General features: G+C 65.0%; 12 protein-coding genes. 8 read left to right on the forward strand and 4 right to left on the reverse strand.

All coding sequences use genetic code 11. The features are described from left to right. Positions 1-52: 52 nt before the first annotated feature. Positions 53-499: a carbon monoxide dehydrogenase subunit G gene (locus tag NLR35_RS12080; protein WP_257166752.1), complete on the reverse strand. Its 447-nt coding sequence runs from the start codon at positions 497-499 to the stop codon at positions 53-55. A gap of 234 nt (positions 500-733) precedes the next feature. Here NLR35_RS12080 and pcaD point away from each other — a divergent pair, with 234 nt between their 5' ends. Beyond that, on the forward strand, positions 734-1516 hold the full coding sequence (gene pcaD / locus NLR35_RS12085) for a 3-oxoadipate enol-lactonase (protein ID WP_257166753.1): 783 nt from the start codon (positions 734-736) through the stop codon (positions 1514-1516). Between the two features lie 10 nt (positions 1517-1526). On the opposite strand, the gene NLR35_RS12090 is transcribed toward pcaD, so the two are convergent. Further along, entirely contained in the window at positions 1527-2069 is a 543-nt protein-coding gene (locus NLR35_RS12090) for a hypothetical protein (RefSeq protein WP_257166754.1), read from the reverse strand. Positions 2070-2247: 178 nt separating this feature from the next. Then, positions 2248-2397: a hypothetical protein gene (locus NLR35_RS12095; protein WP_257166755.1), complete on the reverse strand. Its 150-nt coding sequence runs from the start codon at positions 2395-2397 to the stop codon at positions 2248-2250. A 331-nt stretch (positions 2398-2728) separates the two neighbouring features. Here NLR35_RS12095 and NLR35_RS12100 point away from each other — a divergent pair, with 331 nt between their 5' ends. The 5 genes from NLR35_RS12100 to NLR35_RS12120 all read left to right on the forward strand — a co-directional run bounded on the left by NLR35_RS12100 (position 2729) and on the right by NLR35_RS12120 (position 7838). Then, positions 2729-3646, forward strand: a complete 918-nt coding sequence (locus NLR35_RS12100) for a branched-chain amino acid ABC transporter permease LivH (protein ID WP_257166756.1) — start codon at positions 2729-2731, stop codon at positions 3644-3646. 13 nt (positions 3647-3659) lie between these two features. Continuing rightward, positions 3660-5000, forward strand: a complete 1341-nt coding sequence (gene livM / locus NLR35_RS12105) for a high-affinity branched-chain amino acid ABC transporter permease LivM (protein ID WP_257166757.1) — start codon at positions 3660-3662, stop codon at positions 4998-5000. Next, complete coding sequence (locus NLR35_RS12110) at positions 4997-5830, forward strand: ABC transporter ATP-binding protein (RefSeq protein ID WP_257166758.1); 834 nt, start codon at positions 4997-4999, stop codon at positions 5828-5830. Before livM ends, NLR35_RS12110 begins: the two co-directional genes overlap by 4 nt. After that, the gene (locus tag NLR35_RS12115) at positions 5827-6558 is read left to right on the forward strand and encodes an ABC transporter ATP-binding protein (RefSeq protein ID WP_257166759.1); all 732 of its coding nucleotides are present in this window, start codon (positions 5827-5829) and stop codon (positions 6556-6558) included. Before NLR35_RS12110 ends, NLR35_RS12115 begins: the two co-directional genes overlap by 4 nt. A gap of 161 nt (positions 6559-6719) precedes the next feature. After that, complete coding sequence (locus tag NLR35_RS12120) at positions 6720-7838, forward strand: branched-chain amino acid ABC transporter substrate-binding protein (RefSeq protein WP_257166760.1); 1119 nt, start codon at positions 6720-6722, stop codon at positions 7836-7838. Positions 7839-7933: 95 nt separating this feature from the next. Here the strand turns inward: NLR35_RS12120 and NLR35_RS12125 are convergent, their stop codons facing one another. Continuing rightward, complete coding sequence (locus tag NLR35_RS12125) at positions 7934-8329, reverse strand: response regulator (RefSeq protein WP_257166761.1); 396 nt, start codon at positions 8327-8329, stop codon at positions 7934-7936. Positions 8330-8565: 236 nt separating this feature from the next. On the opposite strand from NLR35_RS12125, the gene NLR35_RS12130 reads away from it, so the two are divergent. Together NLR35_RS12130 and NLR35_RS12135 are read left to right on the forward strand one after the other, a co-directional pair. After that, on the forward strand, positions 8566-11340 hold the full coding sequence (locus NLR35_RS12130; protein ID WP_257166762.1) for a PAS domain S-box protein: 2775 nt from the start codon (positions 8566-8568) through the stop codon (positions 11338-11340). 57 nt (positions 11341-11397) lie between these two features. Continuing rightward, complete coding sequence (locus NLR35_RS12135; protein WP_257166763.1) at positions 11398-12396, forward strand: P1 family peptidase; 999 nt, start codon at positions 11398-11400, stop codon at positions 12394-12396.

The following is a 12396-nucleotide window of genomic DNA, read 5'->3' on the forward strand; positions in this document are numbered from 1 at the left end:
GGCAACCTCGCCTCGGGCAGCGCATGGGTCGGTTGCGGTCAGCCTTGAACCGTCATCCTTGGACGGCCTTGGCGAAGTTCGCAAAGAATTCGTCGGCGAGTTTTTTTGCAGCGCCGTTGATCAGGCGCTGCCCGAGCTGCGCCAGCTTGCCGCCGATCTGCGCCTCGACATTGTAGCTCAGCAGCGTGCCGCCATCCTTCTCCGCCAGCGCGACCACCGCGCCGCCCTTGGCGAATCCGGCGACACCGCCCTCGCCTTCGCCGGAGATCTTGTAGCCGTTCGGCGGATCGAGATCGCTAAGGGTGACCTTGCCCTTGAAGCGCGCGGACACCGGTCCGACCTTCATCTTGGCGACGGCGCGGAAGCCGCCATCCTCGGTCGTCTCCAGCTCCTCGCAGCCGGGGATGCAGGCCTTGAGCACCTCAGGATCATTCAGCTTGGCCCAGACGGCCTCACGCGGAGCCGCCAGCTGGACCTCGCCCGTCATCGTCATTGCCATGAGCATTTCCCCCGGATTGGCGCGGTTAGAGGCATTCAAGTAAAGCACCAAGGGCCCAAAAGGAAGGGCAAGCAGCGCCGTCAAGCGTTGCAGAAACGCTGGAGCACCGCAGCATTCCGGGTCTGCCGGCCATCGGGTTTCGATTGGCAGACGGCGCCCGCAATGGTTAGTTCGCCATCAAATCTGCACGATTCCTCCGGCGATCACCGCCGGCTGCGACAAGGATTGCGACCCATGCCGATGATCGATGCCGACGGCTGTCTGTTGAACGTCACCGTCGAGGGCCGCGACGGCGGGCCGACCCTGATGCTGTCCAACTCGCTCGGCTCCACCCTGCAGATGTGGGAGCCGCAGATGCGCGCTTTCACACAGGTGTTCCGCGTGATCCGCTACGACCGGCGCGGCCATGGCAAGTCGACGGTGGCCCCCGGACCATATTCCATCGAACGATTCGGTCGTGACGCGCTCGCCATTCTCGACGATCTCAACATCGAGAAGGTGCACTGGTGCGGCGTCTCGATGGGCGGCATGGTCGGCCAGTGGCTGGCGGCTCATGCCCCCGAACGCGTCGGCAAGGTCGTGCTCGCAAACACGACTTGCCATTACCCTGATCCGACGATCTGGGACGCTCGGATCAAGGCGGTCCGGGACGGCGGCCTCGCCAGCATCGCGGACACGGTCATCGCCGGCTGGCTGACGCAGGACTTTCGCGATCACAATCCGGAGATTGCCGATCGGATGAAGGCGATGCTGGTGGCCACGCCCGTCGAGGGCTATCTCGCCTGCTGCGAAGCGCTGCGCGCCCTCGACCTGCGCGAGGATCTGCCCAACATCAAGAGCCAGACGCTGGTCGTCGCCGGTCGCTACGACAAGTCGACGCCGATCTCGATGGCGGAAGCGATTCGCAGTCGGATTCCGGGCGCCAGCATGACGATCGTCGATGCAGCGCACATTTCGAATGTCGAGGCGGCCGGTGCGTTCAACGATGCCGCGCTCGGCTTTCTGACGCAGCGCTGATCGACTTTGATCAAGCGCTGGGCTGTGCCGAGCCCTCAACGCTCAAGGCCGGAACGGACGCGGACACCGATGCAGTCGCCGGCGACGACGGCTTTTCCACCAGCATGATGATCGCCGTCCCCAGCAGCATCAGCAGCTCGGTGGCATGCAGGCGCAACGCCTGGGTCTCCCCGACCTTTGCCGCCAGGATCATGCTCGTGAAGGCCAGGAGGCTGCCGAGCCCAAGCCCGATCGACAGCGCCTCGACATAGCCCGCCACCTTTCGCACCCGCGGCACGAGGATGAGGACGAGGAACATCGCGAAGAAGCCTGCGACCGTCAGTCGCGCCAGCGCAAGCAGCCAGGCGGCCCGCACCGTGTCGATGGACGAGAGGTGCAGATGGTCGCTGATGAACAGCGCAACCGCAATATTGGGACGCGCGAACAGCCCCTGGATCGGCGACACCATGATCTGGAAGGCCACGACAGTCCAGGCGGGAACAAAATACAGCGCCAGCAGCACGCCGTTGACGCAGCTGAGCCGCCAGTTCCTGATCACGCAATTCTTGATCATGTCGCCCGCCTTTGCACCCTGCCGCCCGTCCGGCAGGTTCCAGACGAGCTAACGCGCGACAAATGCACCGGGCAATTTAAACCCTTTGTTTACCTTAACGGCGCAGCCGGACGCGCGGGAGCGCCGGGCCAGGAACTGCAGCAGAGATCAGGAGGCTGTCGCCCGGAGCTCATGCCCTTCAGGCATCGCGCTCCCGGCTCCGGGAATCCTGACGCTGCGGGTCGGGCTCCCGCCCCTGGTCCTGGCGGATCGGCTTGCCCTGGGTCTGCCCCTGCTGGTTCTGACCGGGGTTCTGGTGGCCCTGGTTCTTGTCGGTGAGGCTGCTCATGCGTGGCTCCCTGATGACGACGGCACAACAACCAATGCGCGAGCGCGTCTCGCGTTGCCTCGGCACGCTGTTCCCGCGCGGTCATTGGATGGCCATCGTCTGGCCTGATTGCGGCAACGGAACCGCGCCCTCAAAGCAGGCGGGATAAGCCCCTAATTGTGGCACTGCACGCTGTTGCGGCACCCGGTTCCTAGCTGTTAGTACTTCACCACGCGTCGCCTTCGGCCGCGGGTGCAAGCTCCACGGGTGCAGGCACCCGTTCCGCGGGCCCCCGCCGCGTTGCGAACCGGTCTCGGAAGTCTCAGCCCCGAAGTCTCAATAACGGCAGTTCATGGATTATTTCGCGCAGCAGCTCATCAACGGCCTCGTGCTCGGGTCGATCTATGGCCTGATCGCCATCGGCTACACCATGGTCTACGGCATCGTCGGCATGATCAACTTCGCCCATGGCGACGTCTTCATGATCGGCGGCTTCATCGCGCTGATCTCGTTCCTGGTGCTGGTCTCGGTCGGCCTGACCGCAGTTCCGGTCATCCTGCTGATCGTTCTCCTGGTCTCGATGGCGATCACCGCGCTGTATGGCTGGACCATCGAGCGCATCGCCTATCGGCCGCTGCGCCATTCGTTCCGCCTGGCCCCGATGCTGTCGGCGATCGGCATGTCGTTCGTGCTGACGAACTTCTCGCAGGTGTCGCAGGGCGCACGCGTCAAGCCGGTGCCGCCGATCATCACCGGCGGCTACACGCTGCACGAGGGCGACAGCGGCTTCGTCGTGCAGCTCTCCAATGTCCAGATCGTGGTGGTGATCACCACCATCGTGCTGCTCGGCCTGTTCACCTGGCTGGTGTCGCGCACCCGGCTCGGCCGCGACATGCGCGCCTGCGAGCAGGACCAGACCATGGCCGCGCTGCTCGGCGTCGACGTCGACCGCACCATCTCGATGACCTTCGTGATCGGCGCGGCCCTCGCTGCCGTCGCAGGCATGATGTACCTGCTCTACTACGGCCTGGTCGATTTCTTCATGGGCTTCGTCGCCGGCATCAAGGCGTTTACGGCGGCCGTGCTGGGCGGCATCGGCTCGCTGCCCGGCGCGATGCTGGGTGGTCTCGCGATCGGCTTGATCGAGACGTTCTGGTCGGCCTATTTCTCGGTCGAGTACAAGGACGTCGCGGCGTTCTCGATCCTGATCGTGGTGCTGATCTTCATGCCGACCGGCCTGCTGGGCCGTCCCGAAGTCGAAAAAGTCTGACGACGGAGTCCGTGTGAGCGCGTCCCTTCCTCCATCTTCGCCTTTTCAGTCGAATGGCTCCGAGCCGGTCGGAGCCGCCTTCATCCTCAAGAAAGCCGTCCTCAGCGCCCTGGTCGCGCTCGGCCTGTTTTCGCTGATGGTCGGCGTCCGCACCGAAGCCGGCCAGAGCGGCCAGCTCGAATACTGGACCCGGTTCGGCGAGCTTGCGAGCCTGGTCGGCGCGGTGTTCGTCGGCTCGATCGCGGTCGAGCTGCTGCGGCTGTGGCTCGGCCCGCGCGGTGGCTTCGGCAGCTTCGTCCCGGCGTCGGTGCAATCCGGACTGTCTGTTGCGGGGCGCTATCTCGCGCCGGCGCTGCTGATCTTCACCTTTCTCGTGCCGGTGATCTTCTACAATCAGCGTTACATTCTCGACCTCGGCATCCTCGTCCTCACCTATGTGATGCTGGGCTGGGGCCTCAACGTCGTGGTCGGCCTCGCCGGCCTGCTCGACCTCGGCTACGTCGCGTTCTACGCGGTCGGCGCCTATTCCTACGGCCTGCTCTCGACCACCTTCGGCCTGTCGTTCTGGATCTGCCTGCCGCTCGCCGGCATCCTCGCCGCGTTCTGGGGCGTGCTGCTCGGCTTTCCCGTGCTGCGGCTGCGCGGCGATTATCTCGCGATCGTCACCCTGGCGTTTGGCGAGATCATCCGCCTCGTGCTGATCAACTGGCAGGAGGTGACCGGCGGCCCCAACGGCGTCTCGGGCATTCCGCGGCCGACCTTGTTCGGCATTCCGCTGACCCCTGGCGAAGGCGGCCTCGCCGCGATGCTCGGCATTCCGTTCTCGCCGACGCATCGCATCGTGTTCCTGTTCTACCTGATCCTGGCGCTGGCGCTGCTCACCAACTGGGTCACCATCCGTCTGCGGCGGCTGCCGATCGGCCGCGCCTGGGAAGCGCTGCGCGAGGACGAAGTCGCCTGCCGCGCACTCGGCATCAACATCACGACGACGAAGCTGACGGCCTTTGCCACCGGCGCCATGTTCGGCGGCTTTGCCGGCGCCTTCTTCGCCACCCGCCAGGGCTTCATCAGCCCGGAATCCTTCACCTTCCAGGAGTCGGCACTGGTGCTCGCCATCGTCGTGCTCGGCGGCATGGGGTCGCAGCTCGGCGTGGCGCTCGCGGCGCTCGCCATGATCGGCGGCTTCGAGCTGTTCCGTAGCCTCGAGGTCTACCGCATGCTGGTGTTCGGTCTCGCCATGGTGCTCATTATGATCTGGCGGCCGCGCGGCATCGTCGGCCATCGCGCGCCCACCGTGTTCCTCGAAAAATCGAAGAGCATCTCCTCGGACCTCGTCAAGGAAGGCCACGGATGAGCTCCGCTCCGATCCTCGCGCTCGAAAACCTCACCATGCGCTTCGGCGGCATCGTCGCCGTGAACGCGCTGTCATTCACCGCGCAACGCAAGCAGATTACGGCGCTGATCGGCCCCAACGGCGCTGGCAAGACCACCGTGTTCAACTGCATCACCGGGTTCTACAAGCCGACCTCCGGCGTCATCCGCCTGACGCATGACGACGGCGCGCAGTTCGAGATGCAGAAGCTGAAGGACTACAACATCTCCAAGCAGGCCAAGGTCGCGCGCACCTTCCAGAACATCCGTCTGTTTCCCGGGATGACGGCGCTGGAAAACCTGATGGTGGCGCAGCACAACGCCTTGATGAAGGCATCCGGCCTGACTTTTCTCGGACTGCTCGGCGTGCCCTCGTGGCGCGCCGCGGAGCAGAGCGCGATCGACAATGCGGTGTTCTGGCTGAAGCGCGTCGGACTGCTCGACCGCGCCGACGATGCCGCCGGCAATTTCGCCTATGGCGATCAGCGTCGGCTCGAGATCGCGCGCGCGATGTGCACCGGCCCCGCCCTGCTCTGCCTCGACGAGCCGGCCGCGGGCCTCAACGCCCGCGAGAGCGGCGCCCTGAACGAGCTGCTGCTGTCGATCCGCAGCGACCACGGCACATCGATTCTCCTGATCGAGCACGACATGAGCGTCGTCATGGAAATCTCCGACCGTGTCGTCGTGATGGACTACGGCGTGAAGATCGCCGAGGGCACGCCGCGCGAGATCCGCGACGATCCCAAGGTGATCGCTGCCTATCTCGGCACCGATGAGGAAGAGGCGGCAGCCGTGATGGAGGCCGAGGCGTGAGCGCGTCCCTCCTCCAGATCCAGAAGTTGCGCGCGTCCTATGGCAAGATCGAAGCGCTCAAGGGCGTCGATCTCGACATCAAGGCCGGCGAAATCGTTGCGCTCATCGGCGCCAACGGCGCCGGCAAATCGACGCTGATGATGTCGATCTTCGGCCGTCCGCGCGCCAGCTCCGGCCACATCGTCTATGACGGCAACGACATCACGCAGGTGCCGACACACCTGATCGCGCGACTCAAGATCGCGCAGTCTCCCGAAGGCCGCCGCATCTTCCCGCGCATGAGCGTTGCGGAAAATCTGCAGATGGGCGCCGATGCCGGCGATACCACCGAAGCGCAGCGCGCCGACACGCTGGAGCGTGTGTTCGCGCTGTTCCCGCGGCTGAAGGAGCGCATCGACCAGCGCGGCGGCACGCTCTCCGGCGGCGAGCAACAGATGCTGGCGATCGGGCGCGCGCTGATGAGCCGGCCGCGGCTCCTGCTGCTCGACGAGCCCTCGCTCGGGCTCGCGCCGCTGATCGCACGGCAGATTTTTGACGCGATCCGGACGCTCAACCGTCAAGACGGTTTGACCGTACTGATCGTCGAGCAGAACGCCAATCATGCGCTGAAGCTTGCGCATCGCGGCTACGTGCTGGTCAACGGCATGATCACCCTGTCGGGCACCGGGACCGAGCTCTTGCAGCGGCCTGAGATCCGCGCGGCCTATCTGGAGGGCGGCCGCCACTGAGGCCGCGGGTCGAAAGTCCCGGCGGAAATGGCCCTTAGCCCTTCGTCGGTCTCCCCGAAATTTTGCGGTGACTTCGGCAGAAAATCAGCCACAATGCGCGCGGTCTGCGGCCCGCCGTTCGGGCCATTTCCATGTCGACCTACCCCCTGTGAGGATTTCTCATGAAACCACTCAAACTGATTGGTCTGGCTCTGGGCGCCACGCTTGCGCTCTCGACCGCGGCCTTTGCCGACGACATCACCATTGCCGTGGCCGGCCCGATGACCGGCAGCGAGTCGGCCTTCGGCCGCCAGATGCAGAACGGCGCCGAGATGGCGATCGCCGACCTCAATGCCGCCGGCGGCGTGCTGGGCAAGAAGCTCGCGCTGCAGGTGGGTGACGATGCCTGCGATCCGAAGCAGGCCCGCTCGGTCGCCGAGAAGCTCGCCGGCTCGGGCATTCCGTTCGTCGCCGGCCATTTCTGCTCGTCGTCGTCGATCCCGGCTTCCGAGGCCTATGCCGACAGCAACGTGCTGCAGATCACCCCGGCGTCGACCAACCCGCTGTTCACCGAGCGCAAGCTGTGGAACGTGGCGCGCGTCTGCGGCCGTGACGATCAGCAGGGTCTCGTCGCCGCCAACTACATCGCGAAGAACTTCAAGGGCAAGAACATCGCGATCCTCAACGACAAGACCACCTACGGCAAGGGTCTCGCCGACGAGACCAAGAAGGCGCTCAACAAGGCCGGCGTCACCGAGAAGATGTTCGAGTCGTACAACAAGGGCGACAAGGACTTCAACGCGATCGTGTCGCGCCTGAAGCGTGAGAACATCGACCTCGTCTATGTCGGCGGCTATCACCAGGAAGCCGGCCTGATCCTGCGCCAGATGCGCGACCAGGGTCTGAAGACGATCCTGATGGCGGGCGACGCCATGAACGACAAGGAGTTCGCCTCGATCACCGGTCCGGCCGCGGAAGGCACGCTGTTCACCTTCGGCCCCGAGCCGCGCAATAAGCCGACCGCGAAGGCGATCGTCGACAAGTTCAAGGCCAAGAACATCGACCCCGAGGGCTACACGCTCTACACCTACGCCGCGATCCAGGTCTGGTCGCAGGCCGTCAAGAAGGCCAACACCACCGACGCCAAGAAGGTGATGGACACCATCAAGGCCGGAGAGTGGGACACGGTGCTCGGCAAGCTCGGCTTCGACGCCAAGGGCGACATCAAGCAGATCGACTACGTCGTCTACAAGTGGGACGCCAAGGGCGGCTACGCCGAGCTCGGCGGCAAGGGCTCCTGATCGCGCCGCTGATCCAGCTTCATCAAAATGCAAACGCCCCGGTCAATGACCGGGGCGTTCTGCTGATGGAGGGGCGCGCACTGCGATCGCGACGATCACCCCGCACAGACCGAGAGCGGACGCGCTTCCTTCACGGCCGTTCGGGCGGTCTCGACAGCGTGCAGCAATTCACCCGGGCGGAACGGCTTCTGCAGGTAGACCACGCGCGTCAGCTGTTCCGACATCGCCGCACCGTCGAAGGCGGTCATGCCCGACACAGCCACGACCGGCATATCGGGAACCAGCCCACGCATCTCGCCAACCAGATCGAGACCGTTGCAATCGTCGAGGTAGATGTCGACAATCACGGCGTCAAAGGCCTGGTCGCGGAACAATTGTAGTCCGGCCGCTGCTGTTCCCGCTTCGACCACGTCAAACTGATTGACGCGCAGCACCATGCTGATCATGGCCCGCACGTCCTTCTGATCATCCACCACAAGAATCCGTGGCATCAAAATCTCCAGAAATTTTGTTGGACAGCCTACAACATAAAAAGAAATCATGTACAACTACGGGTATATTTATCCCGGTTGCGGTAAAGGTGCAGTTACTGCAAATCACGACTCATTCTACAGAACGTTCCAAACTGGTACCATACAACCATAATTTGAGTAGATATATTTCTCGCGTATCAGTGGCACCGACGCTTCCAGCAGCGCGTTGACGCCAGATGCGCAGGACTTTGGAGATGCAAAGCATCGAGGATCCAAGCGAAGTTCTTCTGTCGACGTCCACCGCAACACGCCGAGACCAACTCGCAGCATTGATCGCGGTTGCCGTCTCAGCCGTGCTATTTGCCGCCGCCGCTCCCTTTGCCAAGGTGCAGCTGCCGGCGGCGCCTGCATTCGTTGCGAGCTATCAGTCCGCACTGGCGCTGAACGATCTTATCACTGCGTTCCTGCTGTTCTCTCAATTCGTGCTGCTGCGTTCGCGCGCGCTGCTTTGGCTTGCCTCGGGCTATCTGTTCACGGCGCCGGCCGCCTTGCTGCATACGCTGGTATTCCCCGGCCTCTACTCACCGACTGGCCTGCTCGGCGCAGGCTCGCAGAGTGCGGTCTGGATCTACATGATCTGGCATGGCGGGTTCCCCCTCCTCGTCCTCTGCTATGCGCTGGACAGGAGCAGTCGGCCCGTGCTCGGCCGCTCGGTTCCAGCATGGCTGTCGCTTGCGCTCCTCGGAGTCGCGATCGTGCTGACGGCGCTGAGCTGGACCGTGGTCGCTCATGAGGAGGCGCTGCCGGCCCTCCTCCGGGACGGCGCGGCAACGACGGCCTTGAAGGTCATCGTCGGCTCGATCTGGTGCGTCACCGCCGTCGCCCTTGTCGCGCTGGCGTGGCAACGGCCGCATAGCATCCTCGATCTCTGGGTCATGGTGGTGCTGTGCGCCTGGCTGTTCGATCTCTCGCTGTCCTCGTTGCTGAATGCCGCCAGGTATGATTTCGGCTACTACGCCGGCCGCATCTACGGCCTGCTCGCAGCGAGTTTCGTGCTCGGCGTGCTGCTCGCCGACAATGTCGGTCTGCAATGGCGGCTGTCGCGTCTGCTGCAACAGCAGCGCCGGCAGAACGAAAGCGAGCGGGCGCGCTTCATCGCGCGTGAACGGCTGTTCAGTGCGGTCGTCGAATCCTCCAACGATGCCGTCATCACGCTGACCCTGCACGGCAAGATCACGTCCTGGAACCGGGCTGCCGAGCAGCTGTTCGGCTATCGCGCCGACGAAGCGTTGGGCAGCGACATCGGCCTGATCGTTCCTGCCGAGCGGCGTGGTGAGGTCGACCGTATCCTCGGCGAGATCGGCTGCGGCGAGAAGATCGAGCATCACGAGACCATACGCCGGCACAAGGACGGCCACGAGATCGAGGTGTCGCTCAGCGTCTCGCCGATCCTCGATGCGCACGGCGCAGTGATCGGAGCCTCGAAGGTCGCCCGCGACATCACCGAGAGCAAGCGCACAAGCAACGCGCTGACCCGGGAAACCGAGGAGCGGCGGCGCATCTTCGAGACGTCGCAGGACTTGATCCTGGTCGCCGATTCCCGCGGCAATCTGATGCAGGTCAGCCCCAGCGCCCGCACCATTCTCGGCTACCAGCCGGAGGAAATGGTCGGACGCAACGCCAGCGATTTCGTCTATCCCCCGGAACTCGAGGCCGTCCGCAGCCAGATGCGCGACTGTCGGCGCGGCCGTGACGTCCATAATTTCGAAGCACAGCTGCTGCACAAGGAGGGCCGCGGCGTCGTGCTGAACTGGATGGCGAGCTGGTCCGATCCGGTGCAGCGCCATTTCTTCGTCGGCCGCGACCTCACCGAGAAGCGCGCCGCCGAGGCGCAGTTCCGCCAGGCGCAGAAGATGGAGGCGGTCGGCCAGCTCACCGGCGGCGTCGCGCACGACTTCAACAACATCCTCACCGTCATCACCGGCAGCATCTCCATTCTCGCCGACGCCGTCGCGGAGCGGCCGGAGCTCGCATCCGTGGCCAAGCTGATCGACGATTCCGCCGACCGCGGCGCGCATCTCACGCGGCAGCTGCTCGCCTTTGCCCGCAAGCAGCCGCTGCAGCCGGTCGACCTCGACGTCAACGCGCTGGTGAACGAGACCGCCGCGCTGCTGCGTCCGACGCTGGGCGAGCACATCGAGATCGAGCGCATCCTCAGCAACGATCCATGCACCGCGCTGGCTGATCCGAACCAGCTCGCCACCGCGGTCGTCAACCTCTCGCTCAATGCGCGCGATGCGATGCCGCAAGGCGGCAAGCTGACGCTGGAGACGGCGAACGTCGCGCTCGATCAGGACTATGCCGAAGCCAACAATGAAGTCGTCGTCGGCGACTACATCATGATCGCAGTGAGCGACACGGGCTGCGGCATTCCTCCCGCTTATCTCGACAAGGTGTTCGATCCGTTCTTCTCGACCAAGGGCGTCGGCAAGGGCACCGGGCTCGGCCTCAGCATGGTGTTCGGCTTCGTCAAGCAGTCCGGCGGACACATCAAGATCTACAGCGAGGTCGGCCATGGCACCTCGATCAAGCTCTATCTGCCACGCTCCCTCACGGCGCCGCGCGGGGCCACCGAGCAGCAGCTGCCGGACATGAGCGGCGGTCACGAGACGATTCTGATCGTCGAGGACGATCCGATGGTGCGCCAGCATGTCATCACCCAGGTGGCGAGCCTCGGCTACACGACCCTTGCCGCAGCGAATGCCGCGGAGGCGCTCGACGTGCTGCAGCGCCATCCCGAGATCGACCTGCTGTTCACCGACGTCATCATGCCCGGCGCCATGAACGGCCGCCAGCTCGCCGATGCCGCCCGCGCGCGGCGGCCGGAGCTGCGGACGTTGTTCACCTCCGGTTACACCGAGAATGCAATCGTGCATCACGGCCGTCTCGATGCCGGTGTGCTGCTGCTGGCCAAGCCCTACCGCAAGCCGGAACTGGCCCGGATGATCCGCATCGCGCTGGATCGTTGAGCGCGTGGAGCTCGTGGGGTATCCATCGGCCATCAACACCTGCAGCCGAGGGCGACCGTGCAGAATCTCCTGACCGATATCCCCGGCGTACGCGTCGGCCATGCCGATGATGCAGTCCTCGCCTCCGGCGTGACCGCGATCCTGTTCGATCAGCCGGCAGTGGCCGCGATCGACATCCGCGGCGGCGGACCCGGGGTGCGCGAGGACGCGCTGCTCGATCCCGTCAACACGGTCGAACGTGTCGACGCCATCGCGCTGTCCGGCGGCTCGGCGTTCGGGCTGGAAGCCGCCAGCGGCATCCAGGCCTGGCTGGCCGAGCAAGGCCGCGGCTTTGCCGTGCGCGACGCGCTGATCCCGATCGTGCCCGGCGCGATCATGTTCGATCTGCTCAACGGCGGCAACAAGCAGTGGGGCCGCTATGCGCCCTATCGCGAGCTCGGCTACGCGGCGGCGGCCGCCGCCGACACGACGTTCGCCCTCGGCAGCGTCGGCGCCGGCCTCGGCGCCACGACAGCCAATCTGCAGGGCGGGCTTGGATCGGCGTCGGCGACCACGACAAACGGCATCAAGGTCGCGGCGATCGCGGTGGTCAATGCCGTCGGCAGCGTCACGGTGGGGGATGGCCCGTGGTTCTGGGCTGCGCCGTACGAGGTTGACGGTGAATTCGGCGGCCGCGGCCTGCCTGCGGCGTTCACGCCGGACATGCTGGCGATGCGCATCAAAGGTGGCCCTGCTCCGTCGGCCTCCGAGAATACGACGATCACGCTGGTCGTCACCGATGCCATCCTGACCAAGGCGCAGGCGAAGCGACTGGCGATGATGGCGCAGACCGGCATGGCGCGCGCGATCTATCCGGTGCACCTGCCGCTCGACGGCGACATCGTGTTTGCGGCGGCGACCTGCGCCAAGCCGGTGGAGCCGCTGGCCGAACTGAGCGAGCTCGGCATGGTCGCAGCCAATGTGCTGGCCCGCGCGATTGCGCGCGGGGTCTATCACGCGAAGCGGCTGCCGTTCGCCGGCGCCCTGCCCTCCTGGCAGGACCGCTTCGGCGGCTGA

Source organism: Bradyrhizobium sp. SRS-191 (assembly GCF_024586915.1).
In the GTDB taxonomy this organism is placed as follows: Bacteria; Pseudomonadota; Alphaproteobacteria; order Rhizobiales; family Xanthobacteraceae; genus Bradyrhizobium.

What these genes read in the sequence shown, in the direction of transcription:
- NLR35_RS12080 (WP_257166752.1), bottom strand. Translation starts at nt 499, where the DNA reads ATGGCAATGACGATGACGGGCGAGGTCCAGCTGGCGGCTCCGCGTGAG.
- pcaD (WP_257166753.1), top strand. Translation starts at nt 734, where the DNA reads ATGCCGATGATCGATGCCGACGGCTGTCTGTTGAACGTCACCGTCGAG.
- NLR35_RS12090 (WP_257166754.1), bottom strand. Translation starts at nt 2,069, where the DNA reads ATGATCAAGAATTGCGTGATCAGGAACTGGCGGCTCAGCTGCGTCAAC.
- NLR35_RS12095 (WP_257166755.1), bottom strand. Translation starts at nt 2,397, where the DNA reads ATGAGCAGCCTCACCGACAAGAACCAGGGCCACCAGAACCCCGGTCAG.
- NLR35_RS12100 (WP_257166756.1), top strand. Translation starts at nt 2,729, where the DNA reads ATGGATTATTTCGCGCAGCAGCTCATCAACGGCCTCGTGCTCGGGTCG.
- NLR35_RS12110 (WP_257166758.1), top strand. Translation starts at nt 4,997, where the DNA reads ATGAGCTCCGCTCCGATCCTCGCGCTCGAAAACCTCACCATGCGCTTC.
- NLR35_RS12120 (WP_257166760.1), top strand. Translation starts at nt 6,720, where the DNA reads ATGAAACCACTCAAACTGATTGGTCTGGCTCTGGGCGCCACGCTTGCG.
- NLR35_RS12125 (WP_257166761.1), bottom strand. Translation starts at nt 8,329, where the DNA reads ATGCCACGGATTCTTGTGGTGGATGATCAGAAGGACGTGCGGGCCATG.
- NLR35_RS12130 (WP_257166762.1), top strand. Translation starts at nt 8,566, where the DNA reads ATGCAAAGCATCGAGGATCCAAGCGAAGTTCTTCTGTCGACGTCCACC.